Source organism: Streptomyces sp. NPDC057697 (assembly GCF_042799335.1).
Classification (GTDB): Bacteria; Actinomycetota; Actinomycetes; order Streptomycetales; family Streptomycetaceae; genus Streptomyces.
In genome coordinates, this window is the sequence record NZ_JBHVJA010000024.1 from 1 (window position 1) to 25695 (window position 25695).

The 25695-nt window shown below is 73.7% G+C and carries 12 protein-coding genes; 8 read left to right on the forward strand and 4 right to left on the reverse strand.

Features of this window, described 5'->3' with window-relative positions:
• Positions 1 to 266 (reverse strand): adenylyl-sulfate kinase (locus tag ACFVFH_RS34945; RefSeq protein WP_383776846.1); only part of this gene is annotated, 266 nt, incomplete at its 3' end.
• A gap of 1029 nt (positions 267 to 1295) precedes the next feature.
• Between ACFVFH_RS34945 and ACFVFH_RS34950 the strand changes: the two genes are divergently transcribed.
• From ACFVFH_RS34950 to ACFVFH_RS34980, 7 genes are all read left to right on the forward strand, one after another.
• The gene (locus ACFVFH_RS34950; RefSeq protein WP_383776847.1) at positions 1296 to 8678 is read left to right on the forward strand and encodes an SDR family NAD(P)-dependent oxidoreductase; all 7383 of its coding nucleotides are present in this window, start codon (positions 1296 to 1298) and stop codon (positions 8676 to 8678) included.
• Positions 8679 to 8878: 200 nt separating this feature from the next.
• The gene (locus ACFVFH_RS34955; protein WP_383776763.1) at positions 8879 to 13060 is read left to right on the forward strand and encodes an amino acid adenylation domain-containing protein; all 4182 of its coding nucleotides are present in this window, start codon (positions 8879 to 8881) and stop codon (positions 13058 to 13060) included.
• 19 nt (positions 13061 to 13079) lie between these two features.
• Complete coding sequence (locus ACFVFH_RS34960; RefSeq protein ID WP_383776766.1) at positions 13080 to 16451, forward strand: amino acid adenylation domain-containing protein; 3372 nt, start codon at positions 13080 to 13082, stop codon at positions 16449 to 16451.
• A 4-nt stretch (positions 16452 to 16455) separates the two neighbouring features.
• Positions 16456 to 17994, forward strand: a complete 1539-nt coding sequence (locus tag ACFVFH_RS34965; protein ID WP_383776769.1) for a GMC family oxidoreductase — start codon at positions 16456 to 16458, stop codon at positions 17992 to 17994.
• Positions 17982 to 18782 (forward strand): thioesterase II family protein, encoded by an 801-nt coding sequence (locus tag ACFVFH_RS34970; protein WP_383776771.1) that lies wholly within the window; start codon positions 17982 to 17984, stop codon positions 18780 to 18782. Before ACFVFH_RS34965 ends, ACFVFH_RS34970 begins: the two co-directional genes overlap by 13 nt.
• A gap of 471 nt (positions 18783 to 19253) precedes the next feature.
• Positions 19254 to 20039: a thioesterase II family protein gene (locus ACFVFH_RS34975; protein ID WP_383776774.1), complete on the forward strand. Its 786-nt coding sequence runs from the start codon at positions 19254 to 19256 to the stop codon at positions 20037 to 20039.
• Between the two features lie 150 nt (positions 20040 to 20189).
• Complete coding sequence (locus ACFVFH_RS34980) at positions 20190 to 21743, forward strand: class I adenylate-forming enzyme family protein (RefSeq protein WP_383776850.1); 1554 nt, start codon at positions 20190 to 20192, stop codon at positions 21741 to 21743.
• Between the two features lie 64 nt (positions 21744 to 21807).
• Here the strand turns inward: ACFVFH_RS34980 and ACFVFH_RS34985 are convergent, their stop codons facing one another.
• The 3 genes from ACFVFH_RS34985 to ACFVFH_RS34995 all read right to left on the reverse strand — a co-directional run bounded on the left by ACFVFH_RS34985 (position 21808) and on the right by ACFVFH_RS34995 (position 24401).
• Positions 21808 to 22200, reverse strand: a complete 393-nt coding sequence (locus ACFVFH_RS34985) for a YrdB family protein (RefSeq protein WP_383776776.1) — start codon at positions 22198 to 22200, stop codon at positions 21808 to 21810.
• Complete coding sequence (locus ACFVFH_RS34990) at positions 22197 to 22721, reverse strand: SRPBCC family protein (protein ID WP_383776778.1); 525 nt, start codon at positions 22719 to 22721, stop codon at positions 22197 to 22199. Before ACFVFH_RS34990 ends, ACFVFH_RS34985 begins: the two co-directional genes overlap by 4 nt.
• 108 nt (positions 22722 to 22829) lie before the next feature.
• Positions 22830 to 24401, reverse strand: a complete 1572-nt coding sequence (locus tag ACFVFH_RS34995) for an MFS transporter (RefSeq protein ID WP_383776780.1) — start codon at positions 24399 to 24401, stop codon at positions 22830 to 22832.
• Positions 24402 to 24617: 216 nt separating this feature from the next.
• Between ACFVFH_RS34995 and ACFVFH_RS35000 the strand changes: the two genes are divergently transcribed.
• Complete coding sequence (locus ACFVFH_RS35000; protein WP_383776783.1) at positions 24618 to 25676, forward strand: ketoacyl-ACP synthase III family protein; 1059 nt, start codon at positions 24618 to 24620, stop codon at positions 25674 to 25676.
• The last annotated feature ends 19 nt before the right edge of the window (positions 25677 to 25695 follow it).

Below are 25695 nucleotides of genomic sequence, written 5' to 3' on the forward strand. Positions count from 1 at the left end.
ACCAGCACCTTCACACCGTTGGCCGCCAGCAGTTCGGCGACGAAGCCGATCCGCTGGACGTTGGTGTGGCGGTCCTCGCGGGAGAAGCCGAGCCCTGCGGAGAGGAACTCCCGGATCTCGTCGCCGTCGAGCACCTCCACACGGTGGCCCTCGCCGCGCAGCCGTCCGGCCAGCTCGTACGCGAGGGTGGTCTTGCCCGCGCTCGGCAGACCGGTCAGCCACACGGTGGCACCGCGCTCGGAGGGGGCGGCCGCCGGGACCGCCACTGCGGGGTCCCCGGCGACCGTTGTGTCGGCTGTCGTCACGGTGATGTTCTCCAGACGGTGGGTTGACTGGCTGTCAGGGGCGGATGCCGCGCCCGGCACTGCCCGGCCCGGCGCCCGGCCCCGGCGGCCGACGTCCCGGGTCCTCGCGGGCTGCCGGGCGAGGGGCCGGTGTGTGGTGACGCGGGGTCCTGTGGTCGGACCCGGTGGCCGGTGGGAAACGTACGAGCCGGTGAGGTGGGCGGAGCCGTGACACCACGCGGTGGCGCTCCTCGGGACCGGACGTACGGGCCGGACGGCGCGCGGCCGTCGCCCCTCGTGGGACCGGCACACGGCCGGCGGGGCCCAGGGCGTCGCGGAACGGTACGGAGTGGACTGGCGGACCCGTCGAAAGACACGGGCCGACGTGTGATCAGGTCTGTCGGAGCCGGAAAGTGCCGAGCTGACCGGTGGCCGGTCCCCGCGCCTACCTCCCCCTGCTGGACAGCCCGTTCGGTCGTGCGGCCGCGACAGAGCATAGGTGCCTTCCGTAGGGAGCGCCAGTCACGGATCTTGATGCCGCGTGTGACTTCTCCCATTCTTCGAGTGGCGTCCGTACGGTGAACAGGTTCAGGCATCCGAATGGACGTCATTCCGGACTCTCCTAATCCGGTGCGCCGAGGTGTCGGATTTTTGTACATTTCTCGCACTTGCGCACCACCTACCCGTCCGAAATTTCGACAAGGGGAGCACCGTATTCCGATTGCGAGTAAGTCCAATGATGCTTGACGCGCCTCCGGTTCACTCATTAGGGTGATGATCATCATTCAGAAGGCTTTTGGCCGAGTGGGCCGCGTTTCAAGCGGCGACCGAGTGTGCCGGGTCTCGGACGGGGGAGTGGTCGAGGGTGGTGGCGGTTGTGCGAATGGATATGCGTAGCTCCTGCTGAGGTGCCCGCTGGCTGATGATGTCGCCAGCCCTGGCTTCCGGCTTACCGAATTCTTTTCCCTGTCGTTCCGACGGGTTCCCAGCGACCCTTTTTTTATGGGTCTCATGTGTGCCGTTTCTGGCTGCTCAAAAGCAGAAGAAAGCGTGCCAACAAAATCTCGGTGGGATATTTCCGTGTTCATTATTGATGCTGTTCGCGCGCGGGTTGTCGAGTCGCCCGAAAAGCCTGCGCTCATCATGCTGGCCGAGGGGGAGAACGAGGCCGAGCGCCTGTCCTTCGCCGAGTACGACCGACGCGCCCGGTCCTTCGCCGCAGGGCTCCAGGCCCGCGGGATGGCCGGCGAGCGGTTACTGGTACTCCTGCCGCAGGGCGTCGACTACGCCGTCGCCTTCCTCGGCTGCCTCTACGCCGGGGTGATCGCGGTACCCGCCTTCCCGCCCACCAGGAGCCGGAAGGGTGCGCGGGTCGAGGGCATCGTCGACGACTGCGCCCCGCGGCTCGCCGTGGTGGGCGCCGACCGCGTCCAGCCGATGCGCCGCGAACTCCCGGATTCCTGCGCCGTGCTGACGACGGCCGAGCTGTCGGCGGACCCGGAGACCTGGCACCGGCCCGAACCCGGCCCGGACGACGTCGCCTACCTCCAGTACACCTCCGGCTCGACGGGTCGCCCGCGCGGTGTGATGGTCACCCACCGCAACCTCGTCCACCAGCTCGACATGCTCGCCGACGTGATCCGGCTGGGACCGGACGAGACGTCACTGTCCTGGCTGCCGCTCTTCCACGACTTCGGCCTGGTCGCCGGCCTCATGTACCCGCTGCGGGCCGGTGCGACGAACGTGCTGATGGCACCGATCGACTTCGTCCAGGAGCCGCTGCGCTGGCTCGCCGCGGCCACCCGCTACCGGGCCGCGCTGACCTTCGGACCCAACTTCGCGCTGGACCTGTGCTGTGCGCGCATCCGCCCCGAGGACCGCGAGGGCCTGGACCTCTCCGCGCTCCGCACCTTCATGATCGGCGCCGAGCCGATCCGGCCCCAGTCGATCGAGCGTTTCGCGGCCGAGTTCGCGCCGTTCCGATGTCGTACCGACATCTTCACCCCGGCCTACGGAATGGCCGAGTCCACACTCGCCGTGACGATGCGACGGCCCGGCGACGCACTCGTCGTCGACTCCTTCGACGGCGACGAACTGGGACACGGCCGACTGCGACGCGTGCCCGACGGCACCCCCGGCAGCCGCCGGCTCCCGAGCAACGGCGACGTCCTGCTGGACACCGGACTGCTGATCGTGGACCCGGAGACGCACACCCCGCTGCCGGACGGCGAGTGCGGCGAGATCTGGCTGCGCGGCGACACCGTGAGCCCCGGCTACTGGCAGAACCCCGGGGCGACCGAGGCCACCTTCGGCGCCCGCCTGTCCGACGGCAGTGGCCCGTACCTGCGCACCGGGGACCTCGGCGGACGCCTCGGCGCGGACACCTACATCACCGGACGGCGCAAGGACCTCATCGTGGTCCGCGGCGTCAACCACTACCCGCAGGACATCGAGCTCACCGTCGCCGACTCCCACCCCGCGCTCGAACGGGACAAGGGCGTCGCCTTCTCGGTGGAGGACTCCGAAGGCGCGGAACAGCTGGTCGTGGTCAGCGAACTGACGCGCAGCGGCTTCCGCGACGCCGACCGCGACGAGGTCGTGCAGAGCATCCGCCTCGCCGTCGTCGACGAGCACCAGATCGACCCGCGGACCGTCGTACTGATCCGCCCGGCCCAGCTTCCGCTGACATCGAGCGGCAAGGTCCGCCGCCAGGAGTGCAAGCGGCTCCATCTGGCGGGCGAACTCAAGCCCGTGCACACCTCCTCCGCCCCGTCCGGACCGTCCGCCCCCGCCCCGGCGGGGCCGGACCGCTCCCGGCAGGAGGTGGCCGACTGGCTGACCCGACGGATCGCCCGCCTCCGGGGGCTCGACCCGCGCGAGGTCCCCGCGGACACGCCCTTCGGCTCCTTCGGACTCGACTCGGCGGGGCTCGCCGGACTCGCCGGTGACCTCCGCGCCTGGCTCGGCGGCCCGGTCGACGCCAGGACCCTCTACAACCACCCCACCGTCGCGGCCCTGGCCGACGCGCTCACCGGCGGAGACACGCCCCGCCCGCTCCCGCAGGCCGAGGCGGCGGCGCCGCCGCCGGACGGCCGCGATCCGGTCGCCGTCGTCGGCATGGCCTGCCGCCTGCCGGGCGCCGAGGACGTCGACGCCTTCTGGCAGCTGCTCATCGACGGCCGGGACGCGGTGACCGAGGTGCCGCCGCGCCGCGCACTGCTCGGCTACCGGCTGGAGCACGGCGAACCGGCGTGGGGCGGATTCATCGACGGGGTCGACGAGTTCGACGCCGCGTTCTTCGGCATCTCCCGCGACGAGGCCCGCCACATGGACCCGCAGCAGCGCCTGCTGCTGACCACCGTATGGCGCGCCCTGGAGGACGCCGGAACGGACCCGGCGGCGCTCGCCGGGGGCAGGACCGGCGTCTACGTGGGCATCAGCACCCACGACTACGGACGGCTCCAGGACCGCGCCCACCGCCCCGCCACCGCCCACGACGGCACCGGCAACGCATCCAGCATCGCCGCCAACCGCATCTCCTACCTCTGGGACCTGCGGGGCCCCAGCCAGGTGGTGGACACGGCCTGCTCGTCCTCCCTGGTGGCCCTCCACCAGGCGTGCGAGGACCTGCGGCGCGGCGCCTGCGACCGCGCCGTCGTCGCCGGTGTCAACCTGCTCCTGGACCCGGCGCTGACCACCGGCTTCACCCAGGCCGGCATGCTGGCCCCGGACGGCCGGTGCAAGACCTTCGACGCCGCCGCGGACGGCTATGTGCGCGGCGAGGGCTGTGGGGTGGTGGTGCTCCGCCGCGGCGCGGACGCCCTCGCCGACGACGACCGGATCCGCGCCCTGGTCCAGGGCTCGGCGGTCTCCTCCGACGGGCGCACCAGCACCCTGACCGCACCGAACGGACCGGCCCAGGAGGCGGCCCTGCGCGCGGCGCTCGCCGCCGGCGGCCTGACGGCCGGAGAGATCGGTTACGTGGAGGCCCACGGCACCGGCACCCGGCTCGGCGATCCGATCGAGATGGGCGCGCTGCGCGCCGTCTACGGCGAGCAGGACGGCACCGAACTGCATGTCGGCTCCGTGAAGAGCAACATCGGCCACCTGGAGGCCGCGGCCGGAATGGCCGGTCTGATCAAGACCGTGCTCTGCCTGGAACACCGCCGGATCCCGGCCTCGCCGCACCTCGGCACGGTCAACCCGCTGATCGACCTGGAGGGCTCCCGCCTGCGCATCCCGCGTACGGCGACCGACTGGCCCGAGGGGCCCGCACGGGCGGCGGCCGTCAGCTCGTTCGGCTTCGGCGGCACCAACGCACACGTGGTCCTCTCCGGCGCACCGGCCCGGCAGCCCGCCGTGGAAGTGGCGGAGAGCGGCGAGTGGTTCCTCCTCCCGGTCTCCGCGAAGAGCGGACCCGCCCTGCGCCGACTCGCCGGTGACTACGCACGGCTCGCCGGCGGCGAGGACGGCCCGGTCCCGCCCTCGAACGCGCTGGTCCACACCGCCGGAGCCCGGCGCCCCCACCACGACCACCGCCTCGCCGTGCTGGCTCGTTCGCACCAGGACGCGGCCCGGGCACTGACCGCGTACCACGACGGCCTGCCGACCGACGCGGTGGTCTCCGGCGTCGCCCGCCACGACGGGAACGGACGGGTGGCGTTCGTGTTCACCGGCCAGGGCGCGCAGTACCCCGGCATGGCCAAGGCCCTGTACTTCCGGCACGCCGCCTTCCGCGAGACGCTCGACGAGGTGGACGCGGTGGTGCGCGCCGAACTCGGGGTCTCCCTGCTGCCGACGCTGTGCGACGCCCCGGGGCCCAGGGCGGACCTCGAACAGACCCGCTTCGCCCAGCCCGCGCTCTTCGCCATGGACTACGCGCTGGCCGCGCTGTGGCGCGCGAGCGGGGTGGAACCCGACGCCGTGGCCGGGCACAGCCTCGGCGAGTACGTGGCGGCCTGCGTCGCGGGCGCCCTGACCCTCCCGGACGCCGTCCGGCTGGTCGTCGCCCGCGCCGGTGCCATGCAGGACCTCGCCGGGCCCGGGGCGATGTACGCGATCCACGCGGACCGGGAACTGCTCGCGGCGCTGCGCGCGGAGCTTCCCGCGGACCGTTCGGTGGTGGCCGCCGCCCTCAACGGGCCGGAGGACCTGGTGATCTCCGGCGGCGAGGAGGCGACGGCCGGGCTCGCCGCCCGCTGGGCGGAGCGAGGCGCCCGGACCACCCGGCTGCACGGCACCCGGGCCTTCCACTCCCCGCTGATGGCGGACGCCGTCGCGGAATTCGAGCGCTTCGCCGCGACGGTCACGTTCCACGCACCCGCGATTCCCCTGGTGTCCAACCTGACCGGCGCCGTCGTGCCGGAGCTCTCGGCCGGTCACCTCGCCCGGCACGCCGACGAGCCGGTGCGGTTCGGCGACTGCCTGGACGCCCTGGCCGCGCTCGGCTGCACCACCGTCGTGGAGTGCGGACCACACCCGGTGCTCGGCCCGCTCGTCGAGGCCGTGCTCACCGACGCGGTCAGCCTGCCGAGCCTGCACCGGGACGACACCGACGACCGGCGCTTCGGAGAAGGGCTGGCCCGGTGGTACGTCCGGGGCGGACGGGTCGACTGGACGGGGGTGCTGCGGGACCGGGACGGGACGTACGGACGGCTGCCGCTGCCGGTCCGGCTGCCCGGCCACCCGCTCGAACCGGCCCGGCACTGGTTCACCGACGGCGGCGACGGGCGACACCCGCTGCTCGGCGCCCCCGTCGAGCTCGCCGGTGCCGAGGACCGCCGGTTCTCCCGCACCCTGACCGCCGAACAGCCCTGGTACCTCGACCAGCACCGGGTCGCCGGCCGGCCGGTGCTGCCCGGGGCCGCGATGACCGAATGGGCCGACGCGGCCGTCCGCGCGGTCGCCGGAGACGGGCCGTGGTCGCTGCACGGAGTCTCCTTCACCGCCTTCCTGCCACTGCCCGAAGACGCCCCGGTCACCACCCAGACGGTCGTCGGGACCGGGCACCGGATCCGCGGCTTCAGCCGGGTGCCCGGACGCGACGAGTGGACGGAACACGTCACGGTGGCCGCCGCGCGGGCGGCGGAACCGGCCCCGGACACCCGGGCCGACCTCGACCGCCTCCGCGACGGCCTCACCGAACTGGACGTCGAGACGCTGTACAAGACGCTGCGCGGACGCGGGCTCGACTACGGCCCGGCCTTCCGCGGGCTGCGCAGGCTGTGGGCGGCCGGGACGCGGGCCGTCGGCCGGATCGAGGCGGCACTCCCCGCCGAGGACCGCACGGCCCACCAGGCACACCCCGCGGTGCTCGACGCCTGCTTCCACGCGACCGCGGCCTTCCTCGGCGACACGGAGGAACTCCTCCTCCCGGTCGGCATCGACCGGATCACCCTCCACCACCGGCTGCCCGCCCATCTGTGGTGCGTGGTCCGCGACACCGGAACCGGGGCCGACGGCACCCGCGCCTTCGACCTGGACCTGCTGTCCGACGACGGCGACACCCTGGCGACCGTCGAGTCGCTGCGGCTCCGGCCGGTCGCGCCGGACCGGATCGCCGCGGCGGCCGGGGCCGGGGTACGGACACTGCGGACCGACTGGGTACCGGCCCCGCCGGAGGCCACCGACGGGCGGCCGGGCACCTGGCTGGTCTGCGGGACCGACACATCACCGGCCGACGACTGGTGCGCCGGGGCCGAAACCACGGCACGCGCACTGGCGATCGCCCCGGACGCCTCGGACGCGGAACTGGCCCGGCTCTTCACCGAGGCCCGCGACCGGGCGGACACCGTCGCCGGACTGGTCCTGCGGCTCGCCCCGGCGGAAGCCGGGAGCGACCCCGCCGGGCCCGCCGGTACGGCCTTCGCGGTCCTCCGGCAGTTCCTGCGGGAGTTCGCCGCGGACCGCCCCGACGTCGTCGTCTGCTCGACCGGTGCCGCCCGGGTCCCGCAGCTGCCGACGCGACCGGACGCCGGACAGGCCATGCTCACCGGACTGTCCAGGGCGGTCATCGCCGAGTACCCCGAACTCAAGTGCGTCCAGGTCGACTTCGAGCCGGACGGAACCCCGCCGCCGCTCTCCGGAGTGCTCGCCCGCGTCGCGGGACTGCCGGGACGCGGTCATCTGGCGGTACGCGACGGCCGGTGGTTCACCGCCCGGCTGCGGGAAACCGGCCGCGGCGACGCGGCGACGGCACCCGTCCGCCCGGACGGCAGCTATCTGGTCACCGGCGGGCTCGGCGCGCTGGGCCTGGCCACCGCGCGGTGGCTGGCCGACCGGGGCGCCCGCTGCCTGGTCCTGACCAGCCGCTCCGTACCGGCCGGAACCCCCCGTGAGGTCCAGGAACTGCGGGCCGCCGGGGTGCGGGTCGAGCTCTGGCCGGCCGATGTGGCCGACCTCCCCGCGGCGACCGGGCTGCTCCGGCGGATCGAACGGGAACTGCCGCCGCTGCGCGGCGTCGTCCACGCCGCGGGCATCACCGATGACGCCCCGCTGACCGACCTCGACCGCGGACGCTTCGACGCCGTCCTCAGGCCGAAGGTCCAGGGCGCGCGCAACCTCCACACCCTGACCGCCGGGACCGAGCTCGACTTCCTCGTGCTCTTCTCGTCGCTCGCCGCCCTGACCGGCTCGGCCGGGCAGGCCGCCTATGTCACCGCCAACGCCTACCTGGACGGACTGGCGGAACAGCGGTGCCACGAAGGACAGGTGGCGCTCGGCGTGAACTGGGGCCCCTGGGCCCAGGCGGGCATGGCCGTCCGCCCCGGACTGCTCGCCCGGCTCGCCCGTACCGGCATCACCGGCATCGGCACCGCCGAGGCCCTGGCGGCGCTCGGCGGACTGCTCGACGGCGGCCTCCCGACGGCCGGTCTCGCGGCGGTCGACTGGGCCCGGTTCACCGCCACGGACGACCGGCGGCTGCCGTACACCCTGCTGAGCGACCTGGCGCCGGACCGCAGCACCCCGGACGAGCAGCCGCCCGGCACCCCGGCGGAACCCGCCGGGGCCCGGGAGGGCCGCGCGGCCGACCGGGTGGCCGCGCTCGCGCTCCGCGACCCGCAGGCCGGGAAGGCCGCGATCGGCGAGGAACTCCTCGACGCCGCCGGTGAACTGCTCGGCCTCACGGCACGGCAGCGGGACGAGCTGCGGCCCACCTTCGGGCATCGCAGGCTGAGCGAACTCGGCCTGGACTCGCTGAGCGCCGTACGGCTGCGCAACCGGCTGCTGGCCGACTTCTCCGCGGACGTCCCGCCCTCGTTCGTGTTCGGCGGCAACACCGTCGCCGACGTGATCGACCTGATCCACCGACAGATCACGCTCCGCAGCCTGGTCGCGGACGACGGCGAGGACGACCCGGACGGGGCCGCCGACGTCGAGGTCCTCACCATCTGATCCACGCACGCACCGCGCGGCCGACCCACGCCCGTGCGTCCGCCGGTCCACCGGCCGACGGACGCACGGGCGCGCCCCGGACCGCGGTGCCATGCCCCGGGGCCGCCACGCCCCGCCCCCCGACTTCGCACCGCTTCCCCGTGGCGGCGCCGGCCCGACCGGGCCCGGCGCCCCCGACCGTTCGAATGGGAGTACCCGGAATGACAGCACACGGAGGCCACGCCGACCCGGCCGAACTGCTGGGCCGGCTCGCCCGGCACGGCGTCCGCCTGCGGCTGGTCGACGGCGACCGCATCGAGGTGCGCGCCACCGCCGGCTCGCTCCCCGACGGAATCCGGCAGGAACTCACCGAGCGCAAGGCGGAGCTGGTCGCCCTGCTCAAGCAGGGCGACGCCGCCCGGCAGACCGGCGCGCTCCCGCAGGTCGTCCGCGACGAGCAGCGGCGCCACGAGCCGTTCCCGCCGTCCGACCTCCAGATGTCGTTCCTGGTCGGCAGCACCGCCCAGTTCGAGTACCACGTCCGGCCGCACCAGTACATGGAGTTCGACTTCGCGGAACTCGACCCCGAGCGCTTCGAGGCCGCGCTCAACCGCATGCTGCACCGCCAGCGCGACAGCCTGGTGGTGGTGCGCGAAGACCTCCAGCTGGAGACCGTCCGCGACCCCGCGCCCGTGAAGGTCCGGGTCACGGACGTCCGCCACGCCCCCGAGGCCGAGGCACGGGCCGTCGTCGAGCGCACCCGGGACGAGATGCAGGCGGCCGAACTCCCGCTGGACACCTGGCCGTGGATGGACGTACGCATCACCCGCTACGGCGACGGCCGGGCCCGGCTGCACTACAACAACAACAACTTCTTCAGCGACGGCCCCGGCACCGGCCGTTTCCTCGACAGCGTGCTGCGCAGCTACCACGACCCGTCCGAGACCCTGCCGGAGCTGGAACTCGCCTACCGCGACTGCGTGCTGGCACTGGCCGCGCTGGAGGAGTCGGAGCGCGGCGTGGCCTCCCGCAAGTACTGGTGCGACCGGATGGCCGACTGGCCGGAGGCGCCCAACCTGCCGCTGGTGAGCGGCACGGACACCCGCACCCGGGTCCAGCTCACCCGCCGCGAGTTCACCCTGACCGCCGACCAGTGGACCCGCTTCAAGCAGCGGGCGACGGACAACGGTGTCACCACGACCAACGCCGTGTACGCGGTCTACGCCGAACTCGTGGCGTACTGGAGCGGCTCCCGGCACTTCCTGCTGAACAACATGATGACCCACCGGCTGCCGATCCATCCGCAGATCTCGGAGGTGGTCGGCAACTTCGCCTCGCTGTACCCGCTGGAGGTCGACTGGCGCCACGACGAGACCTTCCGCGACCGCGCCCGGCGGCTCCAGGGCCAGGTCATGACCGACATGGAACACACCTACTGGAGCGGGGTGAAGGTCCTCCAGACCCTCAACCAGGTACGGCGTACGCCCGGCCGCGCGGCCTGCCCGTTCGTGGTCGGCAGCGGACTGTTCATGGGCCACCTCGACCAGCCGGTCTTCAGCCACCTGGAGACGCCCCAGGTGCTGCTCGACAACCAGTTCTGGGAGCAGAGCGACGGCGGCCTCTGGGTGGTCTGGGACCTGGTCGAGACCATGTTCCCGGACGGTCTCGTCGACGCCATGCACACGGCCTACCGCAAGCTGCTCCTGCTCCTCGCGGACGACCCGGCCGCCTGGACGCGCGGCTCCTTCGACCTGCTGCCGGACGGACAGCGCGAACACCGCGCCGCGGTCAACGACACCGCCCGTGAGATCCCCGAGGGACTGCTCGGCCGCGCACTGGCCCGGCAGGCCGCCGACCGCCCCGGAACCCCGGCCGTGGTGGCGCCGGACGGCGCCATGGACTACGCGGAACTGCACGCCCGCGCCCAGGACGTGGCCGCCCTCCTGCACCGCAACGGTGTCCGGCCCGGCGACAAGGTCGCCGTCGTCCTGCCGAAGGGCGGCGAACAGATCGCCGCCGTCCACGGCGTGCTCGCGGCCGGCGCCGCCTATGTGCCCATCGACCCCGGCTGGCCCCGGGAACGCGTGGCCGAACTCCTCGTGGACGCCCACGCCGCCGCGGTGATCACCTCGCCGGACGGGCGCGACTCCCTCGCCCCGGCCGCCGGCCGCCCGGTGCTGACGGTCGCGGACGCGCAGCCCGCGCGGGGCCCGCTGCCCGCGCCCGAGGGCGACCCCGGCGACACCGCCTACGTCATCTACACCTCGGGGTCCAGCGGCAAGCCCAAGGGCGCGGTCCTCGACCACCGCGGGCCGCTGAACACCATGGTCGACATCAACCGCCGGTTCGGCATCGGCCGCGACGACGTGGTCTTCGGCGTCTCCTCGCTCTGCTTCGACCTCTCCGTGTACGACGTCTTCGGCACCGCGGAGGCGGGCGCGACCCTGCTGCTGCCCCCGGCCGGAGCCGCGAGCCCGGGATACTGGGCCGACCTGGTGCGGGAGCACGGCGTCACGGTCTGGAACTCGGTACCGGCGATCATGCAGCTCTTCGCGGAGGCCGCCGAACAGGCCGGACTGACCTTCCCCGCACTGCGCGTGGTCCTGCTCAGCGGTGACTGGATCCCGGTCCGGCTCCCGGAGCTGATCGCCCGGATCGCGCCCCACGCGCGCGTCGTGAGCCTCGGCGGCGCCACCGAGGCCTCGATCTGGTCCATCCACCACCCGATCGACCGGGTCGACCCGACCTGGTCGAGCATCCCCTACGGCCGTCCGCTGGGGAACCAGACCTGGCGGGTACGGGACGCGGTGGGCCGGGACGCACCCGACTGGGTCACCGGCGACCTGTACATCGGCGGCACCGGCGTCGCGCTCGGCTACCTCGACGACCCCGACCGCACGGCGGCCGCCTTCGTCACCGACCCGGTCACCGGCGAACGGCTGTACCGCACCGGCGACCTGGGCCGCTATCTGCCCGACGGCGACATCGAGTTCCTGGGACGCGCCGACTTCCAGGTCAAGATCCAGGGATTCCGGGTGGAGCCGGGCGAGATCGAGCACGCGCTGTCCCAGCACCCGGCCGTACGGCACGCGGTCGTCGTCGCCCGCGCCTCCGGCTCGGGCCAGCAGCTCGCCGGATACGCCGTCGCCGAGCCGGACGTACCGCGTCCGGAGCCGGAGGAGCTGCGCACCTACCTGGCGGACCGGCTGCCCGGCCACCTCGTACCGAGCTTCGTCGTCGTCGTGGACGGGCTGCCGCTCACGGCCAACGGCAAGCTGGACCGCCGCGCGCTGGAGGCCATGGGCCCCGTGCAGGACGGCCGGACCCGTACGTACACGGCGCCCCGGACGGAGACCGAGAAGGTCCTCGTGGAGATCTGGGAATCGGTCCTCGGCGTCGAACCGGTCGGCGTCCACGACGACTTCTTCGACCTCGGCGGACAGTCCTTCGCCGCGCTGCGCGTCATCGGCCTGGTCTCCACCCGGCTGGGCCTGCGCGCCCCGCTCGGCGCGCTGCTGGAACACCGGACGGTCGCCGCGCTCGCCGCACTGCTGGAGGCCGGACAGGACGAGTGGTCCCCGCTGGTGGCACTCGACGACACGGGCGACACAACCCCCTGGGTGCTGGTCCACCCGGCCGGCGGCAACGTGCTCTGCTACCGGGGCCTGGCGGAACTGCTCGACGGGCCCGCGTACGCCTTCCAGGCACCCGGCCCGGGGGTCGGCAAGGAGCCGCTGGACTCCGTGGAGGCACTGGCCGAGTGCTACGTCCGGGCGCTGCTCGACGTCCGCCCGCACGGCCCCTACCGGCTGGCCGGATGGTCGTCCGGCTCGGTGATCGCCTTCGAGGCGGCCCGGCTGCTGGAGCGGCGGGGCGAGACCGTGGAGCGGCTCGTGGTGATCGACTCGCCCGCCCCGGACCAGGGCGGCACCGAGGCGGCCGAACCCGGTGACGCGACCATGCTGCTGTGGTTCCTGGAGGACCTGGACGTGGGCTTCGACCCGGCGGCGGTCCGCCCCGCCGCGGCGGCCGAACTGGCCGCGGCCCCGGCATCGGAACGGCTCGACCGGACCGTGGCACTGGCCCGGGAACAGGGCCTCGACCTCCCCGACGCCGCCGACCTGGCCCTGAGCTGGCCGGTGTTCCGCGGGATCATCACCGCCTGCCACCGCTACCGCGCGGGCACCGTCGCGGCCGACATCGGCGTGGTCCGGGCGGCGCACGGCAGGGTGACCGAGTTCGCCGACCACCCGCACACGGACTCGGCGGAGTGGGGCTGGTCCTCGCTCACCAGCGGCCGGACCACCGCCGCGCTGACCGACGGCACCCACCACACCCTGCTCACCGACGCCCATGTCGCGGCCGTCGCCGCACTCATGACCGCCCGTCCCGCTCAGCACTGACCTCAGGGGAGGACCCGCGATGGACCACGATCTGATATCGGAACTCCAGCAGCTCGGCATCAGGCTGAGGCTCTCCGGCGACGGTCTCGACGTGATCGCGCCGCCCGGCGCGCTCACCGCCCGGCTCCGGGACGAACTCCGTTCCCGGCGCGACGAGCTGATCACCCTGCTGCGCGCCACCGAGAAGGCGGCCGAGCCGACGGCGCTCACCGCCAGGCCGGACGAGCGGAACGAGCCGTTCGTACTCACGGACATCCAGCACGCCTACTGGATCGGCCACAACCGCGCCCTGGAACTCGGCGGGGTGGCGACACACTTCTACTTCGAACTCGACCGCGAGGGCCTCGACGTGGCCCGCCTGGAGAGGGCCCTGCGGAAGGTGATCGCCCGGCACGACATGCTGCGCGCGGTGATCGGCCCGGACGGCCGCCAGCGGGTGCTCCCCGAGGTCCCGGAGTACGACATCCGGTTCTACGACCGGGGCGACGCGACCGAGGACGCCTTCCAGGAGCACCTCGCGACCCTGCGGGCCGAACTCGACCACCAGGTCCTCGCCCCCGACACCTGGCCGCTGTTCGACATCCGCGCGACCCGGCACCGCGACGGGCTCCGCCTGCACATCAGCCTCGACCTGCTCATCATGGACGCCTACAGCTTCGACCTGTTCTTCACCGACTGGCAGCGCCACTACGAGGACGAGACCTGGCAGCCGGAGCCGTTCGCGATCGGCTACCGGGACTTCGTCCTCGCCGAGGAGGAGAAGCGCGACGGACCCCGCTACCGGGCCGCCGAGAAGTACTGGCTGGACCGCCTCGACACCCTGCCGCCCGCCCCCGACCTGCCACTGGCGGTCCAGCCGGGCTCCACCGAGCGCACCGTCTTCACCCGCCGCCGGGCCGGGCTGCCCCGCGAGCAGTGGGAGCTGGTCAAGAAGAACGCCCGGGAACGCGGCCTCACCCCGTCCTCGGTCCTGCTGGCGGCCTTCACCGACGTGCTGCGCCTCTGGTCGCTCCAGAGCGACTTCACCCTCAATCTGACGCTCTTCAACCGGCCCGCCGAGATCCACCCGCAACTCGGCGGGATCATCGGCGACTTCACCTCGCTGACCCTGCTCCAAATGAGCGGCGGCCAGGACCAGACCTTCGCCCGGCGGACCGCGGGCTTCCAGCAGCAGCTGATGAAGGACCTGGAACACCTCTCGTACAGCGGTGTCCGGGTCCTGCGGGAGCGGGCGCGGCGGCTCGGCAGCGGGCCCGGGGCCGGGATGCCGATCGTCTTCACCAGCGCGCTCGGCTTCTCGGGCGACGCCGACGCGATGGACGGCATGGCCTTCTTCGGCGAGTACCGCCACGGGGTGAGCCAGACCCCCCAGGTCTGGCTCGACCACCAGGTGCTGGAGGAGAACGGGGAGCTGGTCTTCAACTGGGACGCGGTGGAAGCCCTGTTCCCCGAGGGCCTGCTCGACGACATGTTCACCACCTTCCGGGACCTGCTGGACCGGCTGAGCAGCGAACCGGGCCTCTGGGACGCCCTGGGCCCGACGGTCTCGGCGCCGCGCCCGCAGCTCGAACAGCGCGCGGACGTCAACGCCACCGGCCTCGGCCTGCCCGGCGGGACCCTGCTCGGCATCGTCGCCGAGCAGGCGCTCCGCACCCCGGACGCCACGGCCGTGCTGTCCGACGGAGGCCGGCTCGGATACGCCGACGTGATGGCCTCGGCGTACCGGCTCGCGCACCGGCTCACGGGGCTCGGGGCCGCACCCGGCACACTCGTCGGCGTCGTGCTGGACAAGAGCCCGGAGCAGGTCCCGGCGGTCCTCGGAGTGGTCGCCTCCGGCGCGGCCTACCTGCCGGTCGACCCGCAGTGGCCCGCGGCCCGCCGCAGCCGGCTGATGGAGTCCGGCCGGGTGGGGATCGTGGTCACGTCGGCCCGGTACCGCGACGAGCTGGACTGGCCCGACGGGACGGTCCTGGTGGCGCTGGACGACGCCGATACCCTGGCGCAGCCGGACTCGGCACCGGACACCGCACCGGCCCCCGACGACCTCGCCTACGTCATCTTCACGTCCGGCTCCACCGGCGTCCCCAAGGGCGTGATGATCGACCACCGCGGGGCCGTGAACACCGTCCAGGACCTCAACCGGCGTTTCTCGGTGGGCCCGCAGGACCGGGTGCTCGGCCTCTCGGCGCTGACCTTCGACCTCTCCGTCTACGACGTCTTCGGCACCCTCGCGGCGGGCGGCACCCTCGTCCTGCCGAGCGCCGAACGCTCCTACGACCCCGTCTGCTGGGCCGAGCTGATGGAGCGGCACGGCATCACCGTGTGGAACTCGGTGCCCGCGCTGATGCAGCTGTGGGCCGACTCGCCCGCCCGCCCGTCCGAGGAACGGGCCGGTGACCTGCGGCTGGTACTGCTCAGCGGCGACTGGATCCCGGTGGCGCTGCCCGACGCGGTCCGCGCCCGGCACCCGCGGGCCGAGGTGATCAGCCTGGGCGGCGCCACCGAGGCGTCCATCTGGTCGGTGCACCACCCGATCGGAGAGGTCCCGCCCGAGTGGACCAGGATCCCGTACGGCAAGCCGCTGGCCAACCAGACCCTGCACGTCCTCGACGAACGGTTCGGGGCACGGCCGGTGTGGGCGACCGGCGAGATCTGGATCGGCGGCACCGGCGTGGCCAAGGGCTACTGGGCCGACCTGGAACGCACCGCGGAGCGCTTCGTACCCCACCCGGAGACGGGCGAACTGCTCTACCGCACCGGCGACCTGGGCCGCTACCTGCCCGACGGGGACATCGAGTTCCTGGGCCGCCGCGACTTCCAGGTGAAGATCAACGGCTACCGGGTGGAACTCGGCGAGATCGCCGCCACCCTGGAGCGGCTGCCCGGCGTGGGCCGGGCGATCGCCCGGGTGGACACCAACCCCGCCACCGGTCGCCGCCAGCTCGTCGCCTACGCCGTCCCCACCGGGACCGCCACCCCGGACAGCACGGAACTCCTCGCGGAGCTGGCCGGACTGCTCCCCGACTACATGGTCCCCAAGCACTGCCTGTTCATCGACGCGATCCCGCTCAGCGCCAACGGCAAGGTCGACGCCACCAGGCTGCCGGTGCCCTGGAGCGAGCTGGACGCCTACGAGATCGTCGCCCCACGCGACGAGACCGAGGCGACCGTGGCGGCCATCTGGGCCGAGGCCATGGAGTTCGACGGCTTCGGCGTGGAGGACAACTTCTTCGAGATCGGCGGCGACTCCCTGCACGCCGTACAGATCCTGACCCGGGTGCGGGAGGAGTTCCACTGGGAGGGCGACACCGAGGAGGGCCTCCAACTGCTCTTCGAGAACCCCACGGTGGCCGGACTGGCCGCCCTGCTCAAGGCCCGGCAGGAGGCATGACCCGGTGAGCACGGAAACGGGAACCCCGTACTGGGACGACGTGGTCGTCGGCGCGGGCTCGGCGGGCGCGGTGCTCGCCGCCCGCCTCTCGGAGCGGCCCGGACGCCGGGTCCTGCTGATCGAGGCGGGGGAACTCCCCGGCGGCACGGAGGAACAGGCCGGCGTGCCGGTCCTCACCGGCCGCAACTGGGACTACACCGCGCTGCCGCAGGCGGGCGGCAGACGGGAGTTCCCGTACGGGGTCGGCAAGGTCGTCGGCGGCTCCTCCGCCGTCAACGGCGCGCTCGCGCTGCGCCCCCTGCCCGCGGACCTCGACGCCTGGGCGGCCGCCGGGAACCCCGAGTGGGACTGGGAGCAGCTGCGGCCGTACCTGATCGGCCTGGAGACGGACGAGGACTTCAAGGGCCCGGCACACGGCACGGACGGCCCGGTACCGATCCGCCGGGCGCCCGCGGACGCGCTCTCCACCACGGCCACGGCCTTCCTCCACGGCTGTGCCCGGCTCGGGCTGCCCGTCCTCGGGGACCTGAACTCCGGCGCCGCGCTCGGGGCCGGGGTCACCCCGGCCAACGCCGTCGGCGGCCGCCGGATCTCGTCGGCCGACAGCCACCTCGCCCCGGCCCGGGAACGGACCGGCCCCACGCTCTGGACCGGCACCCTGGCGGCCCGGGTGCTGCTGGACGGGCGGAACAGGGCCACCGGTGTCGAGGTACGGCGCGACGGGCGGCTCCAGCGGGTGGCGGCGGGCCGGGTGACGCTGGCCGCCGGGGCGGTCAACACGCCCGCGGTGCTCCAGCGTTCGGGCATCGGCGACCCCGCGCTCCTGGCCGGGCTCGGCATCACCCCCGCCCTTGACCTGCCCGGCGTGGGCCGGAACCTCGCCGACCACCCCGCGGTCGTGCTCTGGTCCGAGCCCCGCCCCGGCGTCTGCCGGGCGGGAGACAGCTGGCACCAGGTCACCGCGCGCTGCGCGTCCGCCCCGGCGGGCGGCACGGCGGACCTCGGGCTGTTCCTGCTCGACGCGGTGCCCACGGCGGCCAATCCGCTGATCGGCGGCATGCTCCGGGCCCGGCTCGCCGTGGGGCTGTCCGCCATGGTGCTGCGGCCCGCCTCCCGGGGCCGGGTCACGATCCGGGACACCGACGCCGGGACCGCACCCGAGATCGTGCTCGGCCTCGCCACCGACCCGGCCGACGTCGAGCTGCTGATGGCCGCCGTCCGGCAGGGCTGGGAGCTGCTGCGCTCGGCGCCGATGGCCGGGCTGCTGGAACGGGTGCTCGTCTGGACCGACCGGATGGTGCGCGAGGACCGGCTGCTGCGCGGAGCCGTCACCCGGTTCGTCTCGCCCAGCTGGCACGCCGTCGGCACGGCCCGGATGGGACCGGCGGACGACCCGGACTCCGTGGTGGACCAGCGCTGCGCGGTCCACGGCGCCGAGGGGCTGTACGTCGTCGACGCCTCGGTGTTCCCCACCATGACCAGCGCCCCGCCCAACCTGACCTGCCTCGCACTCGCCGAAAGGGTGGCCCGATGGATGAGCTGACCCGTACCCCGACCCTCGCCCGGACCGGCGCGTGGGCCGTCCGCCGCAAGCCGCTGCCCCGGGCCCGGCTCCGGCTCCTCTGCCTGCCGCACGCCGGTGGCGGCGCGGCCGCCTTCCGCGCCTGGGGACAGCGCCTGGAACCGGAGATCGAGGTCGTGCCGATCCGGCTGCCGGGGCGGGAGTCCCGCTTCCGGGAACGCCCCTACGAACGGCTCGACGACCTGCTGCCGCCGCTGCTGCGGGACGTCGCCCCGCTGCTCGACCGCCCGCACGCCTGGTTCGGCCACAGCATGGGCGCCGGCATCGCCTTCGAGCTCTGCCGGGCACAGCGCCGGCTCGGGCTGCCCGAACCCGCGCGGCTGCTCGTCGCCGGACTCCCCGCGCCGCACCTGCCGCGCCGGGCGACCCCGGTGCACGACGCACCCCCGGACGAACTCTTCGCCAGGCTGGGGGAGTTGAACGGCACCTCGGCCGAGGCCCACGCCGACAACCCGATGCTGAACGTCATGCTGCCCACCCTGCGGGCCGACTTCGCGGTGGCCGAGACCTGCACCCACCGCCCCGGCCCGCCGCTGGACTGCCCGGTCACCGTCTACGGCGGCCGGTCGGACGCCTCCACCACCGAGGAGGAACTGGACGCCTGGTCCCGGCACTCCGCCGCCTCCACCACCGTCCGGCTCTTCCCCGGCGGGCACTTCTTCCCGCACGACGACCCGGACCGGTTCCTGCCGGTCCTGGCGGACGACCTGCTCGGCCGACGCCCCGCGCACCACACCGCCGGGGTGTGAACCGGAAGTCCCGTCTGCCCGGCGGAGCCCGGCACGCATGCGCGCGGCGGTGTCGGGACCGTCCCGGTACACCCGGTACACCCGGTACCAGGGCGGCCCTCCGCCGTGCGCTCGCACGCACCGGACACCGCCGGGCCCGCTCTCCGGGCGGACGACGCCACTTCCGACACCCGCCCCGGCAGCGGCTCGTACGGCCGCCGACCCGCCACAAGGCGGCGGGCGAGCACGGCCGGTGCTCAGGGCGTCGCGGACCGGGGGAGCTCAGCCGATGCTTTAGCGGTCGGCCCGAAACTGACGCCGAGCCGGCCGGTGCCCCGCCCCGGCCGCCCCCGCCGCTCCGCCCGCCCGGCCCGGCATCCCCCGTTCCTCCGGGCGGGCGGAGTACCCCGGCAGGCCGTCCGGTCACCGGACCGGCGTGCGCGACGCCCTCGGTGCGGGCGGACACCGCCCACCGAGAGGAGACCCCGCACGATGAAGCGCTACCTCACCCGCGCGTCACAGCCCTCCCCGGGACGCATGCGCATGTTCTGCTTCCCCTACGCGGGCGGAGGCGCCTCGGCCTACGCGGGCTGGCAGCGCCGACTCACCGCGGACATCGAGGTCCTTCCGGTGCAACTGCCGGGCAGGGAAGGGCGGATGACCGAACCGCGCTTCACCGACCTGCACGCGCTGGTGGCCGAGCTCGACGAGGAGATCGGGCCGGAACTCGACCACCCGCACGTGCTCTACGGGCACAGCATGGGCGCCCTGATCGCCTACGCGCTCGCCCAGCACCGGCACGCCCGCGGCAGCCGGCTGCCCGCGGCCCTCGTCCTCGGCGGCCACCGGGCCCCGCACCTGCCGGCCCCGCTGCCCGACGACCCCGCCATCTCCGACGAGGAACTGGTACGGGTCCTGGACGGGCACGGCGGTCTGCCCCGCGTACTGCTGGACCATCCGGAGTGGCTGGCCGCGCTCCTGCCGACCGTCCGCGACGACCTGCGGCTGTGCGCCGCCGCGGGAACGGTCGCCCGGACCCCGCTGCCCGTACCGCTCCACGTCTTCGGCGGGGCCGAGGACCGGCTGGTCACGGTGGACGAGGTACGGGAGTGGACGCGGTACTCCACGGTGCACGGCGAGACCCAGGTGGTGCCCGGCGGCCACTTTTTCATCCGCGAGGAGGACTCGTTCCTCGACCGTCTCTCCGCCCTGCTGCGCCGCTACGCGTGCGGACCCGACCTGGCCGGAGCCGGTCCGGCGGGCGCCCGACGCGGCTGAACGACCGGCCGACCGGCCGCTTTTAGCGGTGCCAAAGCAGGCTCTCCGACCATGCGGACATGGGCGGGACCGCTGCGGCGGTCCGCCGCCCCGACAGGCTGCCATCGACTAGGGGGACCATTGACCACGCGCACGCTCGACTCCGTAACCGTGGCCGGGGCCGCCGGCGCCGCCGGCTCCGAGCACGCCGAACGGATCGCCAACGCGGCCGAGGCGTTCCTCGGCGAGGCCGCCACCGCGCGGCCCGGCGCACCCGCGGTGCGGGACCGCTACGGCGCCTGGACGTACGCGGAACTGGACGCCGCGGCCGACTCCTTCGCCCGCGTCCTGGACGGTTACGGCATCCGGCCGGGCGACCGGGTGCTGGCCCGGGTGGGCAGCCTCCGCGAGTTCACCGCGCTGCTCTTCGGCACCTGGCGGCGCGGGGCGGTCCTCGTCCCGATCAACCCGGCGATGAAGTCCTTCCACCTCCAGCCGGTGCTGGCCGACTCGGCACCGGCGCTGATCGTGGTGGAGGCGGCGGAACGGGAGGAGGCCGACGGTCACCGCTGGCCGTCCGGGGTCCCCGTCGCCGTGGTCTCCGAACTGGACCTGTCCGGGCCCGCCGACCCGGCGGGGCGCACCGAGGCCGAGGTGCCCGCCGACCGCCTGGCCCTGCTGATCTACACCTCCGGCAGCACCGCCGCGCCCAAGGCCGTGGCCTGCCCGCACGCACAGGTGGTCTTCGCCGCCCGAGCGGTCGCGCAGCGGCTGAACTACCGCCCGGACGACGTCGTGCTCACCGCGGTGCCGCTCTCCTTCGACTACGGCCTCTACCAGATCCTGCTCTCCGCGCAGGCTGGTGCCGAGCTGCTGCTGTCGGGCCCGGAGAGCCACGCCCGGCTGCTGGGGTTCGCCCGCGACCACGGCGCCACCGTGGTGCCGCTGGTGCCCTCGCTCGGTGAACTGCTGGTGCGCCTGGCCTCCCGCGATCCGCGGCCGACCCGGATCCGGCTGTTCACCAACACCGGCGCGGCGCTCAACACCTCGCTGATCACCTCGTTGCGGGACGCCTTCCCGGGCGCGGCGGTGGCCCCGATGTACGGCACCACCGAGTGCAAGCGGATCACCGTGCTGGAGCCCGACGGGGACCTGGCGCGGCCCACCTCGGTGGGGCGGGCCCTGCCCGGCACCGAGGTCCTGGTCGTGGACGAGGACGGGCGGCGGCTGCCCCCGTTCGAGATCGGTGAGATCGCGGTGTGCGGTCCGCATGTGATGGCGGGGTACTGGCAGGCCCCGGAACCCACCGCGCTGCGGTTCCGGCCGAGCCCGGAGGACGGCCGGACCACACTCCACACCGGTGACTACGGCTGGCTCGACGAGGACGGGTACCTGTACTTCCAGGGGCGGCGGGACGACCTGTTCAAGCGGCGCGGCTCGCGCATGAGCACGGTGGAGATCGAGGCCGCGGTCCTGGACATCGACGGGGTCCGCGAGTCGGCCCTGCTGGCCCCGGAGGAGGACCGGGACATGGTGCTCTTCGTCGTCGGCGAACTCACCGCGGAGCAGGTGCTGGTGAAGCTCGCCGACCGGCTGGAGGCCGCCAAGGTGCCGGACCTCTGCCATGTGCTGCCCGCCCTGCCCCTCACCGCCAACGGCAAGACCGACAGCAAGGCGCTGCGCGCGCTGCTGGCAGCCGGCCCGGCGGCGGGGAGCGACGGCTGACAGCCCGACCGCACACGTACGGCAGACGGCCCGTCCCCCGGGGACGGGCCGTCTGCCGTTCCGGTCAGTGCTGGAGCAGCCACCAGATCCGGTCGTACGCCGCCACGTGGTAGACGACCAGGACGATCAGGAACCAGCGGGCGGCCTTCTGCATGCCCGCGTGCCACAGCGCCGCGGCGCCGCCGCCGAACACGGCCACCTCCAGCAGCAGACGCAGCGGTCCGGGGGTGTCGAACGTCGTGTCGCCCGAGCGGGCCTCGTCGCCCGCGGTGGCGAAGTCGCCCCACACGATGGCCACCACCACGGGTATCGCGACCACCGCGAGATAGCGCAGCGGGCCCGGCACGCGTCGCCAGCCCCACACCCCGAAGCAGTACAGCGCGAAGAGTTCGAGGAGGAACCGGATGCCCAGGAACACCGGGTTGTAGGCCAGAGCCAGATCGGTCGTCGTGCTCATTTCCCCTCCTCCACCGTGTTCTTCAGCGCGCCCAGCCAGCCCTCCAGGACCGTGGCCAGCTTCGCGCTGCTGTAGTACAGGCCGATCAGCGCGCCGCCGATCGACTCCTCGGACCGCACGACCGTGCGGCCGTCCGGCCCCGGCCGCAGCAGAAAGCGGTGGACCCCCCGCGAGCCGGCCAGCCGGCCCGTCCAGGCGATCTCCTCCCCGGGCGTCACGACCGCCAGCGTGGAACGGATCCGCATGCCGTTCAGCACCCAGCGGAACGCCAGGTCCGGAGCCGGGGATTCACCGCTCAGCTCCGCCTCCCGGACACCGGGCACCCAGACCGGCCACCGCGGGATGTCGGTGAGCACCTGCCAGATGACTTCCGGCGGGGCGTCGACGGTCACCTCGCACGCCGCGACGACCGGTGCCCGGTCATCGATCCGCCCGCCCTTCGCGTACTCCGCGTGCAGTGTCGGCATGGATGGGCCGACGTACGCCGCCCTGCTGAGTAACGAGCCCTTGGACCCCGTCATGGGGACACCTCCTGCTGATGGTTGGGGATGTGGAGAGGGGCGGGTGCGCACGGGGGTGACGGGGGCCGGTCAGCGTGCCCCCCCGTCATGGACCGCGCCCCTTGATCGTCACTCTACGGGGCTCGATCGACGCTCCGCCGTGACTGATCGCTCTTCGTGCGCGGGGCCGGAAACCTGCCCGGTTCCGGCCGGTGCCGGTGTGCGGCCCGGCAGCAGGAAGGCGGCGAGCAGGGCGCCCGCCCCCACCACGGCGGCGGCGACCCCCAGACCGGCCGCCGCGGCGTGGTCGAAGGCCTGCCGGGCGGTGGACGCGATCACGGCCCCGGCCCGCCCGCCGGTACGGTCCGCGAGCTCCAGGGCATCGTGCAGCGAACGTCCCGCGGCCCCCGACAGATCGGCCGTCCCCGTCGCGTAATGGCGGGCGAGCACGGTGCCCACCACCGCCACCCCCAACGCGTTGCCGAGCTCCTGCATGGTGTCGGTGAGGGCCGCCGCGGAACCCGAACGGTCCGGGTGGACCAGGGACATGGCCGTCTCGGTCGCCGGTGCCATGGCCAGTCCGACGCCGATGCCCGCGAGCACCAGGCCCACCAGCACCGGCGGATACCCGCCGTCCACCACACCCACCACCAGAACGCCCCCGGCCGCCAGCGCCATCCCTCCGGTGACGGCGCCGCGCACACCGTGGCGGGCGGTCAGCCGGGGCGAGAGCACCGAACCCAGCGCCACCGCGAACGCGCTCGGCATGATCCCGAGCCCGGCTTTCAACGGGCTGTAGCCCAGGCCGAACTGCAACCGCTGGGTCAGCACGAAGAACGTCCCGGCCAGGCCGACCATCAGCAGCATGTTCCCCGCCCCCGCGCCCATGAAGGCGGGCTTGCGCAACAGCGCCAGATCCAGCATCGGGTGCGGGTGCCGGCGCTCCCAGGCGACGAACGCCACCGCGGCGAGCGCGCTGATCCCCAGCGCCCCCAGCACACTCGGCGAGGCCCAGCCGTGCCCCGACACCTGGATCACCCCGTACACCAGCGCCGCCATCGTGCCGGCGCCCAGCAGCGCCCCCACCGGATCGGCGGCCCGCGGCACCGGATCGGCCGACTCCGGCAGCAGCACCGCACCGGCCACCAGCACCAGCGCCACCGGCACCAGATTCACCAGGAACACCGACCCCCACCAGAAGTGGCCGACCAGGGTGCCGCCCAGCACGGGACCGGCCGCCACACTGAACGCGGAGACGGCGCCCCACACACCGATCGCCCGAGCCCGCTCGGGCGCCGGGAAGACATCCACCAGGATCGCCAGGGTGCCCGGCATCACGAACGCCGCCCCGAGCCCCATCACGGCACGGGCGACCAGGAGTTGGGAGGGTCCGTCGGCGAGCAGCGCCACCACGGAACCGGCCCCGAACGTCGCGGTGCCGGCCAGGGTGGCCCGCTTGCGGCCGTAACGGTCACCGAGCGTCCCCGCCGTGAGCAGCGCCCCGGCGAACACCAGCATGTAGGCGTCGACGATCCACTGGATCTGCGAGATGGACGCGCCGGTGCTGCGGACGATCTGCGGGATGGCGACGTTGAGCAGGCTGTTGTTCAGCAGGATCGCGAAGAGCGCGGCGGACAGCACCGCGAGCACCCACCACCGGCGGGGGTCCGGGGCCGCTCCGTCCTGGGGGGATTCCTCCATGCTCGGCTCCTGTCGTAGGCGGGGCGGCCCGCGGTCGCGGCCGCCGCGCCCCCAGAATCGGTGGTCGGGCTGAAGCCGGGCTTGTGCGCGCGGCCGGCCCGTGGACCCGGGCGTTCGTTTTAGCGTCGCCCAAGTCGGCGCTTGGAGGATGCCGGTGACGGCGGGGTGGGGCGAAGCTCCATTGCCTGGCGAGCCGTCACGAGGAATGGAGGCCCAATGCGCTGGCAAAACATGTACGTGTCGGGGACCGGGGCCTGGCTGCCTCCGGCGGTATCCGCGCGCTCCGCCGTCGACTCGGGAGAGTACGACCCCGAGCAGTACGAGGCCGACGGGCTGCTGTCGGTCCGGGTGGCCCCCGACGACGTCGCACCGCCCGACATGGCCGTGCAGGCCGCGACCACCGCGCTCAAGCGGTCCGGGGTCTCGCCCGAGGACGTCCCGCTGCTGGTGCACAGCTACATCTACTTCCAGGGCATCGAGGGCTGGCCGGTGGCCTCCTACGTGGCCAACCACGCCGTCGGCACCCGGACGACGGCGGTGGAGCTGAAGCAGGAGTGCAACGCCGGTCTCGCCGGACTCGAACTCGCCGCCCACCGGCTGGAGTCGGCCGAGCAGGGCACCAGCGCGGTGCTCAGCACCGCCGACCGGTTCGGCGCCCCGCTGATGCGCCGGTGGCGGCAGGAGCAGGGCATCGTCTACGGCGACGGCGCCGCCGCGGTGGTGCTGTCCAACCGGCGCGGCTTCGCCAGACTGCTGTCGACCGCGACGGTCTCGAACAACTCCCTGGAGGCGGTCGTCCGGGGCAAGGGCTTCGAGCCGCTGCCGCAGGGCGAGCAGGAGACCCTGAGCGAGCGGGTCGGTCACTACATACAGAAGCACGGCAGCCTCCGCGAGGCGACCGAGCGGCTCGTCGCCGTGGTCGGCGAGGCCATCGACACCGCCCTCGGCGACGCCGGCACCGACCGGCAGGGCCTGGCCTGGACGGTCATCCCGGCGACCGGGCGCAGCAAGATGGAGTGGCAGGTCCAGAAGATGCTCGGTGTCACCGAGGAGCGCACCACCTGGGAGTTCGCCCGCCGCGCCGGACACCTCGGCGCCGCCGACCAGTTCGCCGGGCTCAACGACCTGGCCGAGACGGGTGCGCTGCACGTCGGCGACAAGGTGCTGCTGGTCGGCAGCGGTTCCGGCTTCACCTGCACCTGTGCGGTGCTGGAGATCGTGGAGGAGCCCGACTGGCAGGCCGCGGGCGGCCCCGGTACCGAGGTGGGTCCGTGACCCGGCCGCTCACGCCCGC